The following is a 24,767-nucleotide window of genomic DNA, read 5'->3' as shown; positions in this document are numbered from 1 at the left end:
AAAAGGAGCTTGCTATGAAACTTCTCGCTATCGACGGCAACAGCATTCTCAACCGTGCCTTCTACGGCATAAAGCTGCTGACCAATAAAAAGGGACAATTCACCAATGCCATTTTCGGCTTCATGAACATATACCTCCGCAATATCGGCGACATAAAGCCCGACGCCGTGGCTGTCGCCTTCGACCTGCGCACACCTACCTTCCGCCACAAGGCTGTGTCCTACTACAAGGCAAACCGCAAGGGTATGCCCCCCGAGCTGGCGGAGCAGCTCCCCAGAGTAAAGGAGCTCCTGGGACTTATGGGCGTAAAGGTGATCGAATGTGAGGGCTATGAGGCTGACGATATACTGGGTACCCTCTCAAAACTCTGCTCCGACAGCGGAAACGAATGCTATGTGCTGACGGGAGACCGCGACAGCCTTCAGCTCATTGACGATAAGGTCACAGTTGTCCTTGCGACTAACAAGGAGAACATTTACTACACTCCCGACCGCTTCATGGAGGACTACGGCTTCGAGCCCATAAAGCTCATTGACCTGAAAGCCCTCATGGGCGACAGCTCCGACAATATCCCCGGCGTTGCAGGCATAGGCGAAAAGACCGCCTCCACCCTCATAAAGGAATACGGCTCCGTGGAGAACCTCTACAAAAACTACGAGAATTCAGGGCTCACCAAGGGCGTGAAGGCAAAGCTTGCCGCAGGTGCAGACTCCGCAAAGGAGAGCAAATGGCTGGCGACCATAGTCCGCGACGCTCCAATAGATACCGACCTTGAGGGCTATAAATTGGGCACTCCCGACACGGCGGCAGTAAGCCTCATGCTCAGCGAGCTGGAGATGTTCAAGCTGCTGGACAAGCTGGGTATCAGCGCCACCGAGGGCACCAATGCCGCTCCTGCGGCAAAGGAAGAGGAGGCTCCCGTTATAAATGCGGAGCTTGCCGACCTGACTGCCGATGTTATCGCAAAGCTCACCGACTGCGAGTATCTTTTCCGCGACGGAAGCCTGTCTGTCCGCAGCGGCGACTGCGTTTACAATACAGACGACGAAAAGCTGATATTGCAGTTCCTTGCTTCGGACTGCACCAAGGCTACAGATGACGCCAAGGCGCACTACCGCTGGGCAATGGCTCACGGCGGCGAGCTGAAAAATCTCCGCAGCGATGCGGCGATATGCGGCTATCTGCTGAATACATCGGCTTCCGATTACGCTGTGGACAAGCTCTGCGCCGAGTACGGCGTCCACTATTACAGTGAAAACTTCGACCTTGCGGAGCTCCTTTCCCTCCGCGGTCTTATCAGAAAGCTCCGTGCGGAGATCGAATCCGAGGGCATGACTGAGCTCCTTGAGAAGGTGGAGCTGCCTCTTACGGAGGTCCTTGCCTCCATGGAGGACAGCGGCGTTCTCATTGACCGCAAGGGCGTCGAGGACTTCGGCACCTACCTCTCGGAGATGATAGAGGAGACCCAGCAGATGATCTATGATGATGCAGGCCATGAGTTCAATATCTCCTCCCCCAAGCAGCTTGGAACGGTGCTCTTTGAGGAAATGGGACTTCCCGCCAAAAAGAAGACCAAGAGCGGATACTCCACAAACGCCGAGGTGCTGGAGGAGCTGAGAAGCTATGCTCCCATCGTGGACAACGTGCTGAAATACCGCCAGTACACCAAGCTCAACTCCACCTACGTCGTGGGACTTCTTGACAAGATAGCTCCCGACGGACGCATACACACCTGGTTCCGCCAGACCGAGACCAGAACGGGACGTATCAGCTCCACAGAGCCAAATATGCAGAATATCCCCGTCCGCACAGAGCTGGGCGCACAGATGAGAAAGTTTTTCACCGCCGCTGAGGGTAAAACTCTCATCGACGCCGACTACAGCCAGATCGAGCTGAGAGTAATGGCACATCTCTGCGGCGACGAAAATATGATAGAAGCATTCAACTCGGGCGAGGACATACACACCTCCACGGCGGCGCAGGTATTCGATATGCCCCTGTTTATGGTGACTCCCGAGATGAGAAGCGCTGCAAAGGCGGTAAACTTCGGTATCATCTACGGTATCGGCGCCTTCTCCCTCGCCAAGGATATCGGCACCTCGGTTGCCAAGGCGAAGAAGTACATCGCGGACTACCTCGCCAAGTACCCCAAGGTTAACGAGTTCATGGAGACCACCGTGGACAACGCCTTCAAGGAGGGCTATGTCACCACCATGTTCGGAAGAAAGCGCCGTATCCCGGAGCTCTCCTCCTCAAATAAGATGTTACAGGCGGCAGGCAAGCGTATCGCAATGAACACCCCCGTTCAGGGAACTGCTGCCGACCTTATAAAGATAGCCATGATAAACGTGTACAACCGTCTGAAAGCCGAAAAGCTGGACGCAAGGCTCATACTCCAGGTACACGATGAGCTCATCATCGAGTCGGACCTCTCCTGTGCAGACCGCTGTGCGGAGCTCCTCAAAGAGGAGATGCAGGGCGTTTACGATATGAGAGTCCCCCTTGCGGTGGACGTCCACACAGGGCACTCATGGTATGATGCAAAGGGCTGATGACATGGAGATAATAAGACTGACCGCAGATTCCCCGTCGGAATTATTTGATGCCATGGCTGCTCTGGACATATCCTGCTTCGGCACTGAGGGTTGGTCTGCAAACGCCTTCCTTTCTCAGGCTTGCCACCCGACAGGTGTGGTACTTGCCGCTTTCTGCGGCGAAGACTTTGCAGGACTGTTCGCAGGATTTACCGCCTCGGATACAGGTGAAGTCCTCACTATCGCCACTGTTCCCGAATACCGCGGAAAGGGCGTAGCAAGGGCGCTTCTGACCGAGTTCCTGCGGCTTGTTCCCGAGGGAACGGAGACTATCGCCCTTGAGGTAAGGCAATCCAACACCGCCGCCATAGGGCTTTACAGCAGCTTCGGCTTTGAGAAGGCAGGAGTGCGCAGGCGGTTCTACCGCGACCCCGTTGAGGACGCAGACATCATGGTGCTCAATTGCAAGGGCTGATACTTTTATCAGTCCGTCAGCAAAACAATTGCCGTTATCTGCTGTCGGACGGACGCCCTCCCGTGAGATGACAATGTCATTGCCTTCGGGAGCCCGAGGGCGGGCTCCCCTACAAACCGCCATTCAGCTAAATAAAAATGAAAGAAGATATGATATGCTTATACTTGGAATAGAAAGCTCCTGCGACGAGACCGCCGCAAGCGTGGTAAAGGACCGGAGGACTATCCTCTCATCGGTGGTGTCCACTCAGATAGAGGAGCATAAGAAGTACGGCGGAGTTGTCCCCGAGATAGCCTCACGCCGCCACTGCGAGAATATCCTCGGCGTTGTCCGTCAGGCACTGGACGAAGCGCAGGTGAAGCTCAGCGACCTTGACGGTATCGCTGTCACCTACGCTCCCGGACTTATCGGTGCTCTCCTGGTGGGAGTAAGCTTTGCAAAGGCGCTGGCAATGTCCTCGGGCAAGCCCCTTATCCCCGTCCACCACATCGCAGGACACATCGCCACCAACTACCTCACCTTCCCCGACCTGGAACCGCCCTATCTCTGCCTTGTGGCAAGCGGCGGTCACAGCCACATCATCGAGGTGCTGAGCTATACAAAATTCCGCGTTGTGGGAAGAACTCACGATGACGCCGCAGGCGAATGCTTTGACAAGTGCGCCCGTGCTATGGGCTTCCCCTATCCCGGCGGAGTACATATCGACAATGCCGCTAAAACAGGCGACAGGAACGCCTTTAAGCTCCCCCACCCTGCTGTGGCGGGAAGCGAATTCGACTTCAGCTTTTCGGGACTCAAGACCAACGTAATAAACCTGCTCCACAACGCCGGGCAGAAGGGCACCGAGATAAACCACAATGACCTTGCGGCAAGTCTCCAGAGCACCATCGCCGAGATACTCACCGACAAGACTATCCGTGCGGCAGAGGCTCTGGGCTACAAGAAAGTCGCTCTGGCAGGCGGAGTTTCCGCAAATACGGGAGTCCGCGCCGCTCTCTCGGAAGCCTGCGCAAAGCACGGCTATGAGTTCTATATGCCCGAGAAGAAGCTCTGCGGCGACAACGGCGCAATGATAGCCTGTCAGGGAAGCTACAACCTGCTGGCAGGGATAACTGCCGACGAGAGCCTTAACGCTGTCGCTACACTTTCAATGGAAGACATATGACCCCAGCATATACACACTCAGGAAAGGAGCTATAAAATGTACAATAAATGGAAAAACACCGCCTATATCCTTCACGCTCTCACGGAAAAATACAGCGAAAAAAAGCAGACTCCCCTGACCGAGATACATCAGGAGATACTGCTCCGCTCCATGAAACTCCTTGAGGGAGCTGCTCCCGAGGCGGCTGAGCTCATTCAGCCCATGGTGAAGATAATGCTGCCCTATACTGTGCTCCCCGACGACAAGGACGACCGCGAAAACGGCGCAGGCAGGCATTATTACTGCGCCTGCAACACCGACGGCAGACCCTTCTCACCTGTAGGCGGCTATTATCGCAACGGCAAGGACCTGTTTGCACGAAGCGCCCGCACCATGTTTGAGGAGGACTACACCATGGCTCTCACCATGTACCACGCAGGCTTCACGGGGCAGAGCGCTGTCTACCTGGGCAGAGCCGTACACATGATGTCGGATATGTGCTGTCTCCCTCATACTGTCAAATGGACATATTTTTCCAAAAAGCGCAGTCTCCACATCTGCTATGAGGAGCTTGCCCATGTTATGTATCCCGAATTCGTCCCAGAGCAGACCATAGGCTATGAGCATCTCCGCCGCTTTGCAATGCGAAGCAGTTTCACCACGGCGCTGAATACCAACGCCGAGAAGATAGCCCGCGAGATACCCGAACTGATAGCCTCTCCCGAGACTGAGATAAAAAAGCGCCTCTATGACACCGAGCAGGCAGTCGCGGCTCTGCTCTACCGTTTTTACCGCGATACCAAGGTAACTCCCCTCCGCGGACACTACGCCGCAGACGGCATGGTCTGCCACCCCTTTACGGATATGCCTGCCCTTGACATAAGGATAACCGAGAGGGGCATAACCTTTGAGCTGGCAGGTCTGGCGGTGAACTCCCGTCTGGGAAGCGTTTTCCGTGCCGCACACAGACGGGGCGGAAAGTTCTCACTGACACCCGTTGGCTGCAACAGCGGACTTGTCCTCTCACGAAACAGCCGCAAGCTGGTGCCCTTTGATCCCAGAGACGAAAAGCAGCTCTACGGTATAATATGAAAAAAGCTCCCGATAACGGGAGCTTTCTTCGTGTATAGATATTATTTATTCAGGAGCCTGTTCTGGATCTCAAGAGCGTCGTTGACCGTAACGCCCTGACCTGTCTCGCATACATCGGCGTTAAATCTGCCTATTGATGAGATCTGGTACTTGTCGGGGTTAGCCATGTTCTGCATGATGAATATAGCATCTGCAAGGTCAACATCGCCGTCGCAGTTGGCATCGCCGCTGCGCTCTACGCTGGTCTGGCTGAGAACTGAGATATTGCTGGTGTATGAGTATCTGACATTTTCGGTCTCGACCTTTCTCTCGGCTGCAAGGCTGTCGATATACTTCTGGTACTCCTCATCGGAGAAGCCGTTGAAGTCAGAGCAGTGTCTGATCACGAATATCTGAGCGATGGACATATCATAGACATCGCCGCTCTCGCCGTTGAGGTCAAAGTCGCAGTTGGTCTCGATATGCTCTCTTACCTTGGGAGAAAGTACGCTGTCCTCCTCTGAGATACGGTAGATCTGTTCGTAGATGTAGATGTCGGAGTCGTAATAATCGTAAACGTTTATCTCACCGTCAAGGTTGATGTCCAGGTCGGGAGCAAGTCCTGCCTTTTCAAGTCTCTCAAAATCGGCGCAGGCTTTCTCGAACTTTTTATTGCTGAAATCCTTTCCGCCCTCGCTCATAGCCTTGAACTCCTGATAGAGCTCGTTCTTGGAAGAGCCGCTTCTGAGTCCCTCAAAGAATTCGGGAGTACTGTACTCGGGAAGGAGCTTGTTGAACTTGAAGAAATATTCGATAGTGTAGTCATGAAGCTTATTACCTGCGTCATGAATGCCTACAAGCTGAGCGTCATTGACAGCTGCACAGCGCTCGCCTATCTCAGCGGGAACGTCCTTTCTCAGGTATACATTATTATATGTGCACATATCGTTGAGGTCGCTTATATCGAAAACGCCGTCAGCATTTACGTCCAGGTCGATGGTCTTTCTGTCGCACTTTTCGGCAAAGAACTTATAGCCTCTTCCGAGACGCTGGAGCCTGTTGAAAAGTCTCTCTGTGAACATATAGTCGGCATCGTTGAAGAGCTTTTCGTCCCAGGCGATCCTGTCGGAATTGTCGCCTCTCTTGACGTCGTTGTACTGACCCTCAAGATCGGAATCGTAGTTGCTCATGAAGAGTTCCTTCGTGAAGAAGAATTCCTCCATAGGGCTCATCTCGTGATCGAGGTAACGCTGTCTCTGCTCGGCATCATCGGGGAGTCCTATCTCATTGGGATAGAAGCATACAGGCTCATCCATTGTCTTCCTGAGCTCGCCTACATATGCGCCGTAGTCGGTGATACGCTCCTCAGCAGTATAGAGATCGTCATAGATGTTGTGATACTCATCGGGGCAGTTATTGCGGTAGTAGAGCGGATCGAAGTATTCAGCCTTAACATCGGAATACATGATGAAGTAGTCCATAAGAAGGTCGATGTCGTTGAACTCGATATAGGCATCGAAATTGTAATCCGCATTGAGCTTGCATCTCTCCCTCATCTCCTTTGAAGCGCCTCTGTTGGCAGCTGCGCGGTAGAGGGCATATACGTCGAATACATTGAATTCTCCGTCATTATTGAGGTCAAGATTATACTTTCCGTCAGCCATTCTGAGCAGAGAGTTATATTCTATGCTGTTTTCAGCATAGATAGCGGCGTCCATTGAGGGAGTCCTCTGTATTCCCTCAGAGGCATATACGTTTCCCGAAACAGCTGATGAAGCCATTAATATTGCAGATGTGAATGCAGCTAATTTTTTCATTTCAAAACTCCTTTCGTAGGAAACTGCGGAGGTAGTTGTGACAGCGGGCTGTGTTGCAGCAGTGACCGCAGTGGTCCTGCCCGCAGGCGCCGTGGTTATCTTTCCTGCCGCCGCAGAAGTAACAGCGTTGGTAATGTTATCAGCTGCTGTGATGGAGGCAGCCGGAGTATTGCCGGCACTCTCTGAGACTGCCGCAGAAGATGCGGTCTTGTCTGCGGAAGTGACCGCCGTTGTAACAGCGGTCTCCCCGCCTGTCACGGAAGTGGTGACAGTCTCATTTTTATCCGCAGATGTTGTCTCCTGAATAACGGAAGTATCACGATAGTCGCCATGTCTGTCGGTCCTTAGTCCGCTTCCCATAGCAGCCCACGCGCATATTACCGCCACAGCAGCTGCCGCAGCAAAGAACAGAATGATACCGCGTCTGCGTTTTTTATCCGCAGTGCCGTCCTGTTCACTGATAAGTCCTGCCATTTTGTCCCTGAAGCCGTCGGAGAAATCGTACTCTGGGATATCCTGACCGGTCAGTTCTTCATAAGACTCTGTAAGCGCTTTTTCCAGTGCCTCATTAAGCATATCCTTATTCATACGTCTTCCCCTCCATTCTCAAGAATTTTACCAAGCTCCGTTTTAGCGCGCTGTATACGTTTGTATGCATTGTCTGCCGAGATATTCAGTATCCCGGTGATCTCCTTTACCGAATAGCCGTAAACAAATCTGAGCGTCAGAATATCGCGGTATTCGTCTTTAAGCTGAGCGATGGCACTCTGAACGGAGTCGAAGGAATAGCTGTCAGTGCAGAAGGTCCCTGTTTCCTCATCGGGAGCCTCGACAGCCACTACCCTTTTGTTAGCTCTGTACTTATCCAGTGCTGCGTTTCTGACAATTATAACGAGCAGGGAGGTCATTTTTGGACACTCCATGCGAGAAATTTCAGGAAAAATTTTTGAAGCCCTGAAAAAAGCCTCTGATACGCAGTCTTCGGCGTCTGCAAAATTGTTGAGTATCTTCATTGCCGTATACATCATCAGGTTTCTGTTCTTCAGATACATTTCTTCAAATGTTATTCCGCCATTGCTGTTTTTAGCTGCCGACACTGCCCCATCTCCCTTCATATAAGATCCCATTTTATATTTATAACGAAGCTGCCCCCTGTTATTGGACAGCATAATTGTGAATATTTTGTAAACAATGCCCCTGTCTGTGAAAAGGCACAAAAAAACGCAGACGGAAAAGGTCTGCTCATACAGCAGTTTTACACGCAGTATCAGGGAGCTCTTTTGAAGAAGTGCTTCCCGTAATTCCATTTCCGAGGCTCTGTTTTGTTTTTATATGGAGAGGACGCTTGATAATGTCCGCCATTTTATTATGTTTAAGGCGTCCTCTTCATAGAAAAACCAGCCAAAAGTCTTTGGAAAAGGGGTTCGGGGGAAGAACCTTTCCTCAGAAAGGTTTTCCCCCGATAGTTACGTATAAACTTCTATATCAGCACCACTGTAATATCAGAGCTCCTGCATTTCGTGAGTGTTGTTCTTGTGCATATCTTCCATTTTCTGTGCGTAGGGGTCCTTGATATTGCGCTGTGCTCTGTCCATGTCGTACTCCTTGAGACGGGGCTCGAAATTCGGAAAGCCGTCCTGCTGCTCAAGCCATCTGTACTTCTTTATGTTCAGGAAGTTACCCACGGCGAAATACGTGAATACGGCGACCTCAACAACTCCCAGAACAGAGATACCGTCAGAAAAGAACATGACGCCGACCTCAGCTATAACGAGAACTCCCGCGGCAATGGCAAGTGCGGAATCCCTTTTGCGCACGCTCAGTAAGCCCAGTGCGGAGCCTGCAAGTCCGAGAACGGCAATGATGATAGAGAGCAGATCTCCCGAAATAGCTAAAAAGAGATAAAATCCTGCAACAGCGATATTTACTGCAAAAACTATGAATATCCAGGTCTCTGTTTTTTTGACCTTTTTCATTGCAGTCCTGTTCTGTTTGTATTCTTCTTCAAAATCCACGGTATTTCCCTCCCAGAGACATTATTCTGAAACAATGATAGCATATCTCCCCCCAAAAGTCAATACGCCATGAGGGAACCGTGAGTTATGACTCCGGGGGCTTTTTTCAAAAAAACTGTTGACTATTTCGCCATTTTAGTTTATTATATATTTGTATGACTTTTTTCAGAAATCGTTATCGGCTCTGAAACTGACAGAACGGAGCCTTAGGAGTTGTTTCCGTAAATGGATAGATTAAAACGCAGGATAATATGCGCAGTTACAGGAGTGGCTTTCATGACAGCGGCGGCGGTCGGAGCCTTCTTTTTCTCCACCGCAAAGGTCAACAGGACTAAGTACCCTGTTTTCGGTGTTGACGTCTCCAACTATCAGGGAGATATTGACTGGAAGGAGCTTGAGAGCCAGAATGTTTCCTTTGCCTTTATAAAGGCTACCGAGGGAAGCGGCCACACAGACGAGTCCGTCCGCCGCAACCTGGACAGAGCCAAGGATACGGGCATAAGGGTGTCGGCTTACCACTTCTTCAGCTTCGACAGCGCAGGCGAGACCCAGGCGGATAACTTCATTGCCGCCGTGGGCAGGGACGAGATAGATATGCCTCCCGTTATTGACATTGAATACTACGCCGACAAGCGCTCAAACAAGCCCTCTCTTGAGGAGACCGAAGCTATACTCAAGCCCCTCCTTGAACGGCTGGAGGCTTACTACGGCGTAAAGCCCATAATTTACAGCACCCTCCCCGTCTATTGCAGATATGTCAGAAAGGACTTCTCCGACTATCCCCTGTGGATAAGGAGCGTCAGCTGTGAGCCCGACCTGCTGGACTGGACCTTCTGGCAGTACAGCGACAAGGGTACTCTTACAGGCTATAACGGCGAAGAGGAGCACATCGACCTCAACGTGTACAACGGCTCTGAGGAGGACTTCGACAGGCAGTTCGCCAAGGTATCAAGCAAGGCTGAGTTGCCCGACACAGCAAAACAGCAAGGAAAGGATTAAAAGTGAGACCATTCTATTTAAAAGCACCCGTCAAGGACTATATATGGGGCGGAACAAGACTCAGGACTCTTTTCGGCAAGGAGGGCGGTGAACGCCTGGCTGAGAGCTGGGAGCTGAGCTGCCACCCTGACGGTGAATGTTATATCAGCGGCGGAGAATTCGACGGCATGAAGCTCAGCGACTTCGTAAAGGAGCACCCGGAGGCTGTCGGCTACGGCTTTAAAAGCGGAGACAGCTTCCCCGTGCTGGTGAAGCTCATCGACGCCAAGAACGACCTGTCAGTGCAGGTCCACCCCGACGATGAATACGCCCATAAATACGAAAACGACAACGGCAAGACCGAGATGTGGTACGTAATTGACGCCGCTCCCGACTCAGAGCTCATCTACGGCTTCAATGAGGAGCTCAGCAAGGAGGACTTCCGCAAAGCCATTGAGGACAATACCCTCATGGAGAAGCTCCGCCGGGTTCCCGTTAAGCAGGGTGACGTTTTCTTCATCGAGCCGGGCACTCTCCACGCCATCGGCAAGGGCATACTCATTGCCGAGATACAGCAGAGCTCCAACGTCACCTACCGCGTCTATGACTACGGCAGGCTTGGGGCTGACGGAAAGCCCCGTCCACTGCACATTGAAAAGGCTCTTGAGGTCACAAATACCAAGCCCCTTGACCCGGAAAGACCCGTTTATGGTCTTGAGCTGGACGGCGTTGTGACTCAGCTTCTGGCGGACTGCAAATACTTTAACGTAAACCGCCACAGGCTCATCAAGGAGCTGGAGCTTTACGCGGATAAGAACTCTTTCGCCCATGTTCTCATGATAGGCGGAAGCGGCGGTGAGCTTGTCGCCGATAACTACAGGCTGGAACTTACTATGGGCTCAAGCGTTTTCGTTCCCGCAGGAACAGGCGCATTTGCTATAAAAGGAAATTGTGATGTCATCGTCACGACTATCCAATAAGGAGGATATAAAATGAAATATTACGTAGGAATCGACCTCGGAGGAACCAACATCGTTGCAGGTGTTGTTGACGAGGAATACAACATCATCGCAAAGGCAAGCACAAAGACAAACTGCCCCAGACCCGAAAAGGAAATTGCCGACGATATGGCAAGAATGGCAATAGAGGCTGTCAAGAACGCAAAGCTCACCATGGATCAGATAGAGTGGATCGGCGTGGGTACTCCCGGTATTGCAAACAGTGAGGCAGGTATCATCGAGTACTCAAACAACCTGGGCTTCAAGAACACTCCTATGGTGAAGTACATACAGGAGACCATCGACAAGCCCGTTTTCATTGAGAATGACGCCAATGCAGCTGCTTACGGCGAGTTCGTGGCAGGTGCTGCAAAGGGCGCAAAGAACGCTGTATGTATCACTCTCGGCACAGGCGTAGGCGGCGGTATCATCATCGACGGCAGGATCTACTCAGGCTCAAACTTCGCAGGCGCTGAGATCGGTCACACTGTTATCGAAGTTGACGGCGCACAGTGCTCCTGCGGCAGAAAGGGCTGCTTCGAGGCTTATTCCTCAGCAACAGGTCTTATCCGCATGACAAAGGAAGCTATCGCAGAGCACCCCGACTGCATCATGGCTCAGTCCGAGAAGGAAAAGGGCAAGGTTACTGCACGCACCTCATTTGACTGCATGAGAGCAGGCGACAAGTACGCAAAGGCTGTTGTTGACAAGTACATCAAGTACCTTGCAGCAGGTATCACCAATACCATCAACATCTTCCAGCCCGATATACTCTGTATCGGCGGCGGCGTCTGCAACGAGGGCGATCCCCTCCTCCTGCCTATGAAGGAGCTTGTTGCCAAGGAAGTCTACACACGCAACTCAGAGAAGAACACCGAGATCGTTATTGCCAAGCTGGGCAACGACGCAGGTATCATCGGCGCAGCATTCCTCGGACGCGCTAATCAGTAATTAGTGAGTAGCGAGTAGTTATTAGCTATTAGTGCATAGTGCTTAGTGGGGCGCCTTTTTGGCGCCCTTGCTGATTATTACAGAAAGCTGCCCGTCCCTGCATGGGGGACTAACTTTCTCCCTTCGTTCAACGATTTAATGTGATAAAGCGCACTGACTGCATTCAAGAGGCACGGGAAGAAAGAGATATACATTGTCTCTGTTACGGAAGTGGCTATGCATAAAAAGAGGCGCCCCTGAGGACGCCCCTTACATTCATATTATCGTCGCGGACGGCGAAACGCCGCCCCTACAAGCTGACAGCTCGGAACTAAGCACTAACCACTAAAACCTTATTTCGCCATATTGCGGTACTGGTTGGGTGTCACGCCGACTGTGGCAAGGAACTGGCGCAGGAAGTACTTGCTGTCCACATAGCCGCACTGCTCCGCTATCTCCGCCATACTCAGCGGTGTTACCGTCAGGCAGTAGGTAGCCTTTGCCATTCGCGCATTTATGCAGTCCTTATGTATGCTTACCCCGAAGCACTTCTTGTACACTTCGCGGAGATGACCTGCGCTGTAGGGATAGAGCTTCTGGAGCTTCTCCGACTCAAAGCTGTCCTGGGGGTTGCTGTAGATATAGCTTCTGATATGGAGCATATCATCGTAGTGGGGACGCATACGCATCTCCATCTTCTCACGCTGGCGCTCCGCAAGAATATCCGTACACATTCCCGTAAGCTTGGTGTAGGACTTCTCACTGCACTTCACAGCCGCGCAGACAAATGAGTCTATGCCGTACTGGTCGGTGTACACGGTGTGCTGGAGCATTATGGACTCAAGCCTGCTCTCAAGGAGAGCGGGGTCCGTATCGCCCTGTATTATGCAGGCGAAGGTATTGTCATTCACTCTGCCGCATACATCGCTGCTTCCGCAGAACTGTGTAACAGCCTCGGCGGCGTCCATTATGGCGGGGATCTTGCCGCTGAGCTCATAGAAGCCTGCGTTGGAGATACCTATCCTCATCATCACAAGGCAGTTCTCCTGATTTTCGATGTCGATGGAGTGATATGCCTTTCTCATGCCCGTTTCGTTGTACATTCCCGTGAGAGTATCGCGAAGGTCGGAAAGGTTCTGGCACTGGGTGAGATACTGTATATCGTTCTTCATGCGCAGGAACTCAAGACCGTTGGAGACGGATTTCAGCCAGTTGCGGTAGATGTCATCATAGGTGTCTGGGTCATGGTACTTCAGCACCAGATGACCGAAGAGCCTGTCGTTGAAGAACAGCGGATTGAAATAGTACACCGCAGGTTCAAAGTTCTTGGCAAGCAGTGCTGAGAAGTTATACTTCTGCATATCGAAGGGAGTTCTGTCCTCCCAGCTCACCATACTCTGACATGAGAGAATATCCGTAAGCTCAGCGTCACTGTCGTACCAGTTCTTGTAAAGGCAGAGGTAGAAGCTCTGAATGCCTCTTACCTGCCAGTGGAAGGTGCCGCATATATCCACGAATTCGTTGAGGGTCCTGCACTCCGTCAGCTTCTGGTCGAGGGGATTGAACAGGTTCCAGTTATCGTACTCTTTCTTTACTCTGGCGCGTTTCAGCTCCTGTGTATAGAGCTTGCGGTCCATTCCGCAGGAGCAGCTTGTGCCGCATATCATCTCGCCTCTCGGAGGTGAGAACAGGAACTCGCGCTTTTTAAGGCGGCTGTAGACCATATTTGCGGCGTCCTCGCCTATTGCCTCGCGGTTTCTCTTATAAGTAGTAAGCAAAGGCTGGTGCATGAAGCGGTCGCCCACGAACTCATAGCCCACAACGGTAACGTCATCGGGCACCCTTATGCCCAGCTCATCGAATTTGTCGATAAGACCGTAAGCCATATAGTCGTTGGCGCAGACTACTGCCTGAGGCAGCTTCAGCTCGCCCTTGTGATAGCGCTCGGCAAGCTCCTCGCCTGAGTTCATCCAGAAGTTTCCGAAGTGAACACGCTTCTCATCGAACTCTATGCCGTGCTTCTCCAGCGATTTGCGGTAGCCGCTGACACGGAGATTAGACGCCTCTATGAAGTCATAGCCCGTGATAATGTCTATCTCGGTAAATCCGTGTTTTTCCACAAGATGGTCTGTAATGTCCTCAATGTCGTTCTCATCGCTGGTATTGATGAATGTACAGTGCGGAAGGTCCATTTCGGGGAGATAGGTCCCCACAACAACGATAGGGATATTCTTTTTTGAGAGATGATCGGCGATCATCTTTCTGAGCTCCTCATTGACAAATGATTCCGAGATAACTATAAGCCCGTCAAGCTCGTCGGAGAGGATAAGGTCGTATATCCTGTTTTCACAGAAAAGCTCCTTCTCCTTGACATTAGGGTTGTAGTTGTTGGAAAAAATAATGGTGTCTATGCCTACGCACTGATCAAATCTTGCAATTCCCTTTATGATCTGGCGCTGTTCGATGCTGTTTGCTTCTGCTGCAACAACGCCGAAGATCATTCTCTTTTTCTTGATCAAGTTTTCCACCCCTGTAATAATGCTGCGGCTGACCCGGGACTCTGTTTTCTGCCAAGCCCGTTCTGCATTTTTCCCCCGGTCAACCTATACCCAATAGAAATCAACTTCATTATACATTATTTATTCAAAATTGTCAATGAACTTTTCTGCGTTTTTTCCACCAAAACCGCATTTTTGACAGTTTAATATTTTTATACCGTTATAACGTACAATCAGCGACTGTTTGCTTTGTTTAATTTGCTGATTTTTTGTGCTTTGTGCAGCAATCAGAGCTCTCTCAGACACTTATGTTATGAATTCGAATTCAAAGGAGGGATTCGCATGAACGACTACTCAGCAGACGTCAGGCTCGCCCGAGACGGGAATACCGAGGCCTTTGCAAGACTTTACTCAACTGTATATGAGGATCTCTATCATATAGCGCTGTACAGTCTGCGGTCTCCCGATGACGCTGCGGACACTGTCAGCGACACCGTACTGGACGCGTTCTGCTCAATAAAAAAGCTCAGGGACCCCAATAAGTTTCGGAGCTGGATAATGACAATACTGGCTGCAAAAATAAAAAGGAAGCAGCTGACCTATTATGCTCCTGCCGAGGAGCTGGACAGCGGCTCTCCCCTTGCGGACGGCTTCGACTTTGAATCCGTTGAGCTGAGGGAGGCTGTGGGAAGGCTTGACGATGAATCAAGACTCATGCTTTCCATGTCGGTCCTGGGCGGCTACACCAGTGACGAGATCTCATCGGTCTGCGGTATCAAGGCAGGCACCGTAAGATCAAAGCTGGCAAGGATCAAGGAGAGGCTCAGGCTTGAGCTCACTCCCGAATTATGAAAGCGAAAGGAGAATGTTTATGAACAATGATGATAAGCTCAGAGAGCAGCTGAAGTCAGAGCCCGTTCCCGACAGGCTCAGTCCCGAGAATATAAAGAAAATGCTGGACGAACAGGCTCCAAAGAAAAAGAGAAGCGGTATCTCCGTTGCAGGAAGGATAACCGCAGCAGCGGCTGCCTGCGCCGTTATAGGCGGAACTGCCGCATACACCATGAACAACGGAAAGATAAATAGAAAGAGTGCTGACTCTCTCATCAAGGAGGGAAGCGCTGTTACCACACCCGAGGGCACTACTGCAGCTCCCGAGCAGGAGCTGAAAAAGCTGGAAAGCTACATGAGCGGCGCCAAGGACTATGAGCAGGTATACACCATGTTCAAGGACGCCGCCGACAGAGCCGAAAAGGAACGCAAACTCCAAGAAAAGAGAAACCGCTACAAGAATGATGTGGTCTATGAAGCTGAGGTGGAAGAAGAGGCTGACTTTGCACCCAACGACAAAGCGAGCTTCACCGCAGACACCGTAACAGGCGCCATCGAAAGCGGATTGGATTCCCCTCTTGCTCCTGCAACCAACTCTGACATCACTCCCGATGTTGAGCCGTATATCGAGCCTGATACCGAGCCGGCAACTGAGCCTGCGACTGAACCTGATACAGCCCCCGATACTGAGCCCGCCACCGAGCCCGATACTGAGCCTGATACAGAACCAGCCACAGAGCCCGATGAGGAGACTCCCGAGCACTCCGACACCTACCATCAGGAGCAGAACGTCCTTGAGGCTGACATCGTAAAGACCGACGGCAAGCACATTTATTATATATGCTCTCCCGATGACGAGGAATATATAAACCACCCCACACTGAGAGTTGCCGATGTTAAAAACGGCGAGTTCACAGGAAACTATTCCGTTGACATCAGGAATGACATAGCTCCCGATGCAGATCCCTATCAGATAAGCATTTCGGATATGTATGTCTATAACGATATGATAGTTGTCATCGGAACCAACAACGACTCTGCATATCTCAATTCCAATTTTGCAACAAGAAAAGCTCAGCGCAGCGGTTCTACCTTCGCGGCATTCTACACCACAGGTGACGAGCCTCAGCTCATAGACGTATACTCTCAGGACGGCTATTACAGTGACGTCAGGATCTCTCCCGACGGCTATATGCTCCTTATCACCAATTACTCCACCTGCAGCTTCAATGAGCTGACGGATAAGAACGAGCCCATCAATTATGTTCCCTGCTGCGGCATGAGCGATGATTGTGAAATTCTTCCTCCCGAGGATATACTCCTTCCCGAGGGGGGCTTCGGCACAAGCGACTGGCTGTCATACTCTGTTGTAGGCAGCATAGACCTTAACGAGAGCGGCGCTCCCTCGGTACACGACACAAAGACACTGGCAGGCTATTCGGGCAGCATCTACTGCTCAGCAGACAACCTCTATACCGCAGCGGGACGCTGGAACGTAAGCAACGTCACCGACATCACCCGTATCTCTGTAAGCGGCGGAGACATTGTCCCCATGGCAAGCGGCGTTATCAACGGCACAGTCAAGGACCAGTTCTCCATGAGCGAGTATGACGGCTACTTCCGCGTGGCTGCTACCTACACCGAGACAGAGAAAGTCTTCCACAGATATGATGAGGACATCAATGACGGCTTCTTCACAAGCATATTCAAGGGCATAGTCAGCGACGAGGAAGACGGCTATTACAGCTATGACGTGAAGGGCACCGACACCAGAGTATACGTCCTGGATATGGACCTTAACCCGGTGGGCAGCGTTGAGGGGCTGGGCGAGGGCGAGCAGCTCAAGTCCGCAAGTTTCAGCGGAAATATGGCTTATGTAGTCACATTCCGCCAGACTGACCCCCTCTACGCAGTTGACCTCAGTGAACCCACGGCTCCTGTTGTACTGGACGAGTTCAAGATAAACGGCTTCAGCACCTATATGCAGAGCTGGGGCGAGGGACTCCTCTTCGGCTTCGGTCAGGACGCCAATGACTCAGGCAGGATAACAGGCGTAAGAATGACCATGTTCGACAACTCCGACCCCAACGACCTGAAGGCGGCTGACGTCTATACATGGAACAACATCTACGATGATGAATACTACTTTGGCACCGACTTCGCATCAACAGCCGTATGGGACAGAAAGGCTCTCCTGATAGCTCCCGAAAAGAACCTCATAGGCGTGCCCATAAATATCCTGAATTACAGCGATGACTGGTATGACAGGGAAGAGATCACAAAATATGAGTTCTTCAGCTTTGAGGACGGCAGCTTCGTACACAAGGGCGAGATCTCCGAAACATTCAGCGATGTTGCCAACACAGGTTTCTTTGATTACAACAGAGCCCTCTATATAGGCGACTACGTTTACGTCCTCTCTGACAATAAATTCGTGGCAGCCGACATGGAGACCCTGGAGATAACCGACGAGCTCACATTTGAAACTCTGCCGTACGACCCGGAATATTAAGCAGCTTTGCTCCGACACATGATATAGTCTGATATAAAAACAAGCCATAGCGCTTCCTGCAGATAAAGCGGAAGTGCTATGGCTTTTAATTATGTATTTCTCATTGAAAGGCTTTGAAGATCTCCGCAAAAAGCGCGAAGCAAAGCGGTATAACGAACATGAGACACGGGAATACGAATATTGCCGCAAGTCCCAGTATAAGATAGACCTTTCCGCTCTTTGGGTGACCTCCTCCGAGACTGATAGCTCCGAAGATCACACCGAATATGGGTATCAGGATAGATACAACCACCAGCGCCGCATTGACCTGATCGGGACCGTTCATGGTGAACTGCCCGGGACCTCCGACAGGACGCCTTGTATAGGCGTTGTTCCCGGTTTCAAGGAATGAATCACAGTAAGGGCACTTTACATCATTTTCGTATACAGATGCTCCACAGTGAGGACAAGTCATTGAACATAACTCCTTTCATCGGTTCGCGGCGGCTAAAAATCCCACCAGCACAAAGAATAAAGTCAGAATCACCCAGGCTCCGATGGAGATGCCTGCTGCCAGCAGATAGGCTTTTCCCGCACGCTTCTCGCCGTTTCCGAGACATACCGAGCCGTAGATGACACCTACCAGCGGTACTAATACCGAAAGTATCACCAGCATCACCTCGGGAGCCTCGTTGGTCGGGTCATAGGGCTGCCAGCCCGAACGATAGGGCGGCTGATTTATATTCGGCGGAGGGTAATTCCTCTGAGGAGGCGGAGGAGGAGGATAATTGCCTCCCGGCGGGGGATAGTTTCCCTGTGAGGGCGGATACTGCCTGTATCGCCTCATGTATACAGGATCGGGAGTTCCGCAGAAGGGACAGGTGGGCATCATTCCGCTGAGTTCTGAACCGCAGGTCTCGCATTTCATATTCATTCCCCCTTATCTTACAAAGATATAAGCTGTATAGCCTGCATAGACTGCAAGCATGAGAGCTCCGTGCCAGCGGAGCATTTTCTTTTTCGGCATACACAGCAGCAGTACCATTACGCTCATGGCGATGAGGACTGCCGTGTCTATGGAGTTCTGCATGGTAAACGCCATAGGTGAAATAGTGGCTGCTATACCAAGCACGAACAGTATATTGAATATGTTGGAGCCCACAACGTTGCCCAGCGCCATGTCCACCTCGCCCTTTCTTGCCGCGACCACTGAGGTCACAAGCTCGGGGAGACTGGTTCCCAGGGCGACTATGGTCATGCCGATGATGTTGTCGGAAACACCGAAGGAACGAGCTATATCCGAAGCCCCGTCAACTACCATCTTTCCGCCCACAGCTATGGCAGCTCCGCCGCCAACTATGCACAGAAGGCATTTCCACACGGGCATCATCTTGTATTCATCTTCCTCCGGGACCTCACCCGCAGCACGGGCTTTTTTGGCTGAGCTTATCATCATATAGAGGAAAACCGCAAACAGTGCAAGGAGTATCACTCCGCCCCAGCGCTGAACAACTCCCGTAAATGCGCCGAGAGCCAGAAGCGCACCAGCTGCCAGCACGGAAAAAGGTATGTCCTTTTTCAGGGTGTCCTTGCCCACAGCCATGGGGCACAGCACCGCACAGACTCCGCAGACCACCATGAGGTTGAATATGTTGGAGCCCACGGCGTTGCTTATGGCAAGGTCGTTCTTGCCCAGCAGCGAGGCACTGACGCTGACCGAGGTCTCGGGCAGGCTTGTACCCATTGCAACTATGGTCATTCCGATTATGAGTGAGGGCACCTTCAGCCGCTTTGCAACAGCCGAGCTTCCGTCAACAAAGAAGTCGGCACCCTTGATGAGCAGGATAAATCCCACTATCAGCAATAAATATTTTACCATTATCCTTTCGATCCGTCCTTTACATTCAAGTTCTTATGAACCTGTAACAAGTTCTCTTGTCTTAATCACTTATATTATTATATCACATTTCCCTCGGTTTTGCAATACCCTCTGACAGTCTTACCAAAAAATTAACATATATTTGACAAATCAGCGCATTTTCTCCTAAAAATGATATTTGACGTAAAAATATCAATTTTTGCCTTGAATTACCTCTCTATTTGTGCTATAATTCGATTTAGTGCGTTTTTACCTATTTAATAGGGAAGCAAATATTGCGGCACTGCCGCACTTTTTCGGAGGTATATATGACAGCAGCACAGATCTTTGCCATCGCTATCTTCGTCGGGATGTTCATCATGATAGTCCTGGACAAGATTGAAAGGCACTATGTCACCCTCGGCAGCGGTCTACTGACCCTGGTCGTGGTATTCGGTATTTGTATGCGCAGCGGAAGCGCTGTTATGGACACCCTCGCCCTCAAGGGCTTTATTACCAAGGACTTCTGGTATCAGGTCACCGAGAGTGAAAGCAAGGGCATCAACTGGGCGACTATCATCTTCATCGCAGGCATGATGGTCATGGTGGAAGGCATGGCTAAGGCAGGCTTCTTCCGCTGGCTCTGTATGAAGATAGCCTACCTTGTAAAGTGCAAAACAGTACCAATATTCATTACATTCATGGTAATGTCCGCGGTGCTCTCCATGTTCATCGACAGTATCACCGTTATCATGTTCCTGGCGGCTGTGACTATTGAGCTGGCTTCACTGCTGAAGTTCAATCCCGTCCCCATGATACTCTCGGAGATCTTCTGCGCTAACCTCGGCGGCTCAGCCACCATGTGCGGAGACCCCCCAAACATCATCATCGGTACATCGCTGGGCTTCTCATTCTTCGATTTCCTTACAAATACAGGACTCTGTGCCGCTGTCTCACTTATAGTATCCGTAGTGTTCCTCTACTTCGCCTTCCGCAAGGAGATCGCAGGCGGCAAGGGCGAGCCCGTGGATATGAGCAAGTTCCCCAAGCCCTCTGAGGCTATCACCAACAAGAAGGACTTTATCATCAGCAGCGTCATCTTCGCTCTGGCAGTCCTCCTTCTCATCACCCACGCTACAACTCACCTCACCGTTGCTACCATAGGTCTCTTTATTGCAGCCATTACCCTTATCGCCTTCGGCAAGCACGCTCTTGAGCTCATCAAGAAGGTGGACTACAAGACCCTGCTGTTCTTCGTGGGGCTCTTCATCGTGGTAAGCGGTCTTGAGGAGACAGGCATACTCAAGCTCATCGCAAACTTCATCGGCGACATCAGCGGCGGCAACGTAATGCTCATGATCGCTATCATCCTCTGGGTATCCGCTGTTGCAAGCGCATTCGTGGACAATATCCCCTTCGCTGCTACAATGGTTCCTATCATTCAGAGCCTTGCCGAGACCTCCGGCGTTCCCATCTCAACTCTGGCATGGGCACTGGCTATGGGTACAGACATCGGCGGAAGCGCTACTCCCATCGGAGCCTCCGCAAACGTTGTAGGCACATCAGTTGCACAGAAGAACGGCTATCCTATCGGCTGGGGCAGATACTGCAAGAAGATCGCTCCCGCAACAGTCATCGTTCTGGCTATATCCACCGTTTACCTCTTCGTAAGGTACCTTTGATATACGATAAAACGTTGATTTTTTAGGAAAAAGGTGGTATAATGTATCTCAGATATATATACCGCAGAAGGAGGATCACTTATGCCACAGGTTATCATTTCAGTAGGACGTGAATTCGGAAGCGGCGGAAAGGCTATTGCTGAGCAGCTGGCAAAGCGCTTCAATATCCCGATCTATGACCGCCACCTCATTACAGAGATCGCTGACAAAACAGGTCTCACTCCCGAGGAGATAGAAAAGTATAACGAAAAGCCCAAGAACCACCTGCTCTCACGCAGAGTAAACGGCTACAGCAACTCCATCGAGGACAATATCGCCGAGATGCAGTTTAATTTCCTGAGAGAAAAGGCTTCAAGCGGTGAGTCCTTCGTTGTAGTGGGACGCTGCTCGGAGACAAAGCTCCGCGATTTCAAGTGTCTGGTGTCACTGTTCGTTCTTGGTGATATGAGTGAGAAGATCAAGCGCGTCATGAACGTGTACGACCTTTCAGAGGACAAGGCAAAGGCGTTCATCGACAAGAAGGACCGCAAGAGAAAGCGCTATCACAACTATCACTGCGAGGGACACTGGGGCGACTCAAGGCTCTATGACCTCAGCATCAACAGCTCCCGTCTGGGACTTGATAAGACAGTTGACCTGCTTGAGGAGTACATAAAGGCAAGAATGGGCGAATAAGCTCACAGTCCAAAACATAAGCCATAGTATTTCCGATAAGAAGTCGGAGGTACTATGGCTTTTTTGTAAATCATAATTTAGCGCGTATGCGCTAAGTTGATAGTTGAAAGTTGAGAGTTGAGAGTTATTGTGTTCGCTTCGCTCACAATATTTAAATATTGTCGCCGCAGGCGACTCCACAACTTTCAACTCTAAACTCTCAACTCTAAACTTAAATCATAATTTTGCTCCGCAAAATTATGATTTTACACAGCAATGAAAACGCCCCGAAGCTTATTCGCCTCGGGGCTGATTCTATTTATTTTGCACTGGGTGTGAGAGAAGCTCTCTTATGAAGGAGATATTCCTGAATGAACAGGGCGTCATTGGAGGTAAGTCCCTCGGTAGCTGTGTCAACATCGCCCACTCTCTTGCCCTCGCCGGTCAGATGGTGCTTGTCTGTACCCTCGACACCGTACTTATCAGGATTTGCAAGAGCCTGCATGATGAGGATAGCGTCTGCCAGCTCAACTGTACCGTCCCCGTTGGTGTCGCCCCATAAGCTTTCAAGTGCGCCGCCCATAAGGAAGTTCACCTTGCAGTCGCCTATCTTGTAGGGCTGGTCAACGCTGGACTCTGCTGCTGCATTCCATGTATTGGACCACCATACCTGGACCTCGCAGTTCTTTATGGTTTCGGGCATTTCCTTGAGATCGACCACAACCTTGAGGTTGCCGTCAGCATCTGCATTGCCCTTCCACTCAATATTCTGCCAGTCATCGGCAGTTGTGCCGAAGCCTACTCCGCCGCCGATGGAAGCGCCTGCTGCGCCAGTGATATTGATCTCAAGCTCCTTGCCAACAGCATTCTCAGGCATTTCGGGAACAGTAACGTTCTTCTTCTGTATCTCGAACTTGTATGCAGTTGTGGTGGTGGTAGCGTTGGGGTCTGTGGTAGTCGTAGTTGTGGTAGTTGTCTTTGCGGGATCGGGAGGTGTAACGCCCTCACGATTGTAGAGGTTTGCGGGAAGCTCATCAAGAGTTACGCAGTAATCGCTCTGATACATAGCGATAGTGTCTTCCTTTGTGTTGAAGGTGGGATTTGAAAGGAAGTTGGTGGTGTCGCTTCCGCCGTCATACCATGTACAGAAGTACAGCCATGCTGCGCCCTCCTCCTGCATCTTGTCGGGAGTTGAAAAGCAGTCGTTCTCGGCAAGTGAGATCATCTTTGCGCTGTCATACTTTTCCATAAGTCCGTAGAATGTGGAGGCGAAGGGACTGTCATTGTGATAGTATCTTGCGCTTCCTGTGGACCAGTCTGTGCAGCTGTACTTATCATAGCCGATGATGTCAACATAGGCATCTCCGGGGTACCAGTTCTTGGAGGTATCGAAGTTATAGCTGTTCCACTCCCAGATAAGGTTGTGGCAGTTAAGGTCATTGGTAAGGGTCTCATAGGTGTATATCCAGAGCTTCTTGTAAGCTGCGGAGCCTTCCCTGCCCCACCAGAACCATGAGCCTGTCTCACCGCCGCCGCCTTCTGCCTCATGGAGAGGTCTCCAGATCACGGGAACGCCCTCTGCCTCAAGCTTGTTGAACTCTGCTGCGAGAGTTTTCAGAGCTGCAAGATAGTACTCATTTTCCTTTGTACCGGGAGTTGCAGCCTTGGAGGGCGAAAAATCTGTGTCCTTAGCGGTATATGTGGTATTTGACCAGTCGATGCGCGAGCCGATCTTAAAGTTTTCAAAATCCTTGGGCACATTCAGGTGGAAGGAAGCGGTAGCGATACCGTTCTTGTTCTTTACCCAGTCGAGGACTCTCTTTGTGGAGCCGTCATCGCTGCCGAATGCGGGGCAGCAGAAGTTTCCGTAGTCAAAGCCTCTGATAGCGGGGTAATGACCTGTGGTATCCTTGAGGTACTCAAACTCGGTCTCAAGACCGTGAGGACCGCCGCTGTAGATCTCCTGCTGACCCGAGATTATCTGCTTGCCGTAGACCTCAGCCAGATAAGCCATAAGGCTCTGGGTCTCAACGGTAGCAAGCTGGTCGCAGGGAGCGGTCTGCTTTGCCTCTATCTTTGCAGCTGCCATAGACTCTACTGTAAGGTAGTCGAACTGTGACCAGCCCCATGATTTCTCAATGGTCACGGTGTTGTCGCCTGCCTTCAGCATGATAGCGGGAACAGCTATCGCGGTGTACTCGGTTCCCTGAGGGATACCGATAGCGCCCTGTGAAGTGCCGTTTACGCTCAGGTTCTGCTGCTTGTCGCTTCCGATACCGAATGCGTAGAATGTGAGCTTATAGGAGCCTGCTGTCTCAACATTGACTGTCAGCTCGATGGTGCCGCTTTCAGTCATTTTCAGTACAGAGCCGCCGCTGGCAGATGCGTCCTTCTCAACGGTAACATCGCCTGTTATCTTGGCGTCCTCGAACTCGAACTTCAGCGGTTCGTCCGCTGCGGTAACTGTAGCTGCACTGTATACGGCGCCGTTAAGTGCCATAGCTGCCGACATGAGTGCTGCTCCTGCCTTCCTCAGTAAATTGTTTCTCATGTTAATATCCTCCATTAAACAAAAATATCTGTACTTTAATTATAGCTCTTAGTTTAGCTAAAATCAATAAGTGTTACAAAAAGTTTATATTTCTGCACAAAAATTCGTATGCACGCACAATCTCAGCAGCTTCTCATTTGGCAAATAGCTCAAAAACAGCTTAAATTCGCTTAAATCATTATTTGAATAAACTCTGAACTTTGTGTACAATGTATTGACATATTTGCTAAAAAGGTATAT

At 50.9% G+C, this 24,767-nt stretch carries 19 protein-coding genes; 11 read left to right on the top strand and 8 right to left on the bottom strand.

The annotated features are described in order from the left end of the window. Positions 1 to 14: 14 nt before the first annotated feature. From polA to T488_RS0110770, 4 genes are all read left to right on the top strand, one after another. Entirely contained in the window at positions 15 to 2,552 is a 2,538-nt protein-coding gene (gene polA, locus T488_RS0110785) for a DNA polymerase I (RefSeq protein WP_028520810.1), read from the top strand. A gap of 4 nt (positions 2,553 to 2,556) precedes the next feature. After that, positions 2,557 to 3,009, top strand: coding sequence for a ribosomal protein S18-alanine N-acetyltransferase (gene rimI, locus T488_RS0110780; protein ID WP_028520809.1), 453 nt, complete (start codon positions 2,557 to 2,559; stop codon positions 3,007 to 3,009). 154 nt (positions 3,010 to 3,163) lie between these two features. After that, the gene (gene tsaD, locus T488_RS0110775) at positions 3,164 to 4,174 is read left to right on the top strand and encodes a tRNA (adenosine(37)-N6)-threonylcarbamoyltransferase complex transferase subunit TsaD (protein WP_028520808.1); all 1,011 of its coding nucleotides are present in this window, start codon (positions 3,164 to 3,166) and stop codon (positions 4,172 to 4,174) included. A 36-nt stretch (positions 4,175 to 4,210) separates the two neighbouring features. Next, on the top strand, positions 4,211 to 5,245 hold the full coding sequence (locus T488_RS0110770; RefSeq protein WP_028520807.1) for a hypothetical protein: 1,035 nt from the start codon (positions 4,211 to 4,213) through the stop codon (positions 5,243 to 5,245). Positions 5,246 to 5,286: 41 nt separating this feature from the next. Here the strand turns inward: T488_RS0110770 and T488_RS0110765 are convergent, their stop codons facing one another. The 3 genes from T488_RS0110765 to T488_RS0110755 form a co-directional block, all read right to left on the bottom strand. Further along, positions 5,287 to 7,629, bottom strand: coding sequence for a hypothetical protein (locus T488_RS0110765; RefSeq protein WP_028520806.1), 2,343 nt, complete (start codon positions 7,627 to 7,629; stop codon positions 5,287 to 5,289). After that, positions 7,626 to 8,156 (bottom strand): RNA polymerase sigma factor, encoded by a 531-nt coding sequence (locus T488_RS18835; RefSeq protein WP_196243303.1) that lies wholly within the window; start codon positions 8,154 to 8,156, stop codon positions 7,626 to 7,628. Before T488_RS18835 ends, T488_RS0110765 begins: the two co-directional genes overlap by 4 nt. A gap of 387 nt (positions 8,157 to 8,543) precedes the next feature. Continuing rightward, entirely contained in the window at positions 8,544 to 9,056 is a 513-nt protein-coding gene (locus T488_RS0110755; RefSeq protein WP_028520805.1) for a hypothetical protein, read from the bottom strand. Positions 9,057 to 9,281: 225 nt separating this feature from the next. Between T488_RS0110755 and T488_RS0110750 the strand changes: the two genes are divergently transcribed. The 3 genes from T488_RS0110750 to T488_RS0110740 are packed head-to-tail and all read left to right on the top strand — an operon-like array spanning position 9,282 to position 11,983. Continuing rightward, a complete protein-coding gene (locus T488_RS0110750; protein ID WP_028520804.1) occupies positions 9,282 to 10,055 on the top strand; it encodes a GH25 family lysozyme in 774 nt (257 codons plus the stop codon). Between the two features lie 2 nt (positions 10,056 to 10,057). Further along, positions 10,058 to 11,014, top strand: coding sequence for a type I phosphomannose isomerase catalytic subunit (locus tag T488_RS0110745; protein WP_028520803.1), 957 nt, complete (start codon positions 10,058 to 10,060; stop codon positions 11,012 to 11,014). A gap of 12 nt (positions 11,015 to 11,026) precedes the next feature. Beyond that, complete coding sequence (locus T488_RS0110740) at positions 11,027 to 11,983, top strand: ROK family protein (protein WP_028520802.1); 957 nt, start codon at positions 11,027 to 11,029, stop codon at positions 11,981 to 11,983. 332 nt (positions 11,984 to 12,315) lie between these two features. Here T488_RS0110740 and T488_RS0110735 read toward each other — a convergent pair whose 3' ends face one another. Continuing rightward, entirely contained in the window at positions 12,316 to 14,490 is a 2,175-nt protein-coding gene (locus T488_RS0110735) for a substrate-binding domain-containing protein (protein WP_242838335.1), read from the bottom strand. 312 nt (positions 14,491 to 14,802) lie between these two features. Between T488_RS0110735 and T488_RS0110730 the strand changes: the two genes are divergently transcribed. Together T488_RS0110730 and T488_RS0110725 are read left to right on the top strand one after the other, a co-directional pair. After that, positions 14,803 to 15,312, top strand: coding sequence for an RNA polymerase sigma factor (locus T488_RS0110730; protein ID WP_028520800.1), 510 nt, complete (start codon positions 14,803 to 14,805; stop codon positions 15,310 to 15,312). Between the two features lie 19 nt (positions 15,313 to 15,331). Further along, positions 15,332 to 17,803 carry a beta-propeller domain-containing protein gene (locus T488_RS0110725; RefSeq protein ID WP_028520799.1) on the top strand — a complete coding sequence of 824 codons (2,472 nt, stop codon included), beginning with the start codon at positions 15,332 to 15,334 and terminating at the stop codon, positions 17,801 to 17,803. A 100-nt stretch (positions 17,804 to 17,903) separates the two neighbouring features. On the opposite strand, the gene T488_RS17675 is transcribed toward T488_RS0110725, so the two are convergent. Genes T488_RS17675 through T488_RS0110710 form a run of 3 tightly spaced genes read right to left on the bottom strand, consistent with a single transcriptional unit; the run spans position 17,904 to position 19,661 of the window. Continuing rightward, a complete protein-coding gene (locus tag T488_RS17675) occupies positions 17,904 to 18,257 on the bottom strand; it encodes a hypothetical protein (RefSeq protein WP_037297964.1) in 354 nt (117 codons plus the stop codon). A gap of 15 nt (positions 18,258 to 18,272) precedes the next feature. Beyond that, positions 18,273 to 18,710, bottom strand: coding sequence for a hypothetical protein (locus tag T488_RS0110715; protein WP_028520798.1), 438 nt, complete (start codon positions 18,708 to 18,710; stop codon positions 18,273 to 18,275). A 12-nt stretch (positions 18,711 to 18,722) separates the two neighbouring features. Next, entirely contained in the window at positions 18,723 to 19,661 is a 939-nt protein-coding gene (locus T488_RS0110710; RefSeq protein WP_037297961.1) for a calcium/sodium antiporter, read from the bottom strand. A 308-nt stretch (positions 19,662 to 19,969) separates the two neighbouring features. Between T488_RS0110710 and T488_RS0110705 the strand changes: the two genes are divergently transcribed. Next, positions 19,970 to 21,322 (top strand): SLC13 family permease, encoded by a 1,353-nt coding sequence (locus T488_RS0110705; RefSeq protein ID WP_028520796.1) that lies wholly within the window; start codon positions 19,970 to 19,972, stop codon positions 21,320 to 21,322. Between the two features lie 81 nt (positions 21,323 to 21,403). Further along, positions 21,404 to 21,997: an AAA family ATPase gene (locus T488_RS0110700; protein ID WP_028520795.1), complete on the top strand. Its 594-nt coding sequence runs from the start codon at positions 21,404 to 21,406 to the stop codon at positions 21,995 to 21,997. A gap of 298 nt (positions 21,998 to 22,295) precedes the next feature. On the opposite strand, the gene T488_RS0110695 is transcribed toward T488_RS0110700, so the two are convergent. Then, positions 22,296 to 24,527 (bottom strand): glycosyl hydrolase, encoded by a 2,232-nt coding sequence (locus T488_RS0110695; RefSeq protein ID WP_028520794.1) that lies wholly within the window; start codon positions 24,525 to 24,527, stop codon positions 22,296 to 22,298. Positions 24,528 to 24,767: the final 240 nt, after the last annotated feature.

The sequence above is a fragment of the Ruminococcus flavefaciens ND2009 genome (assembly GCF_000621785.1).
Classification (GTDB): Bacteria; Bacillota; Clostridia; order Oscillospirales; family Ruminococcaceae; genus Ruminococcus; species Ruminococcus flavefaciens_C.
Note: the sequence above shows the minus strand (reverse complement) of the source record. Positions and strands in the feature narration are given on the sequence as shown.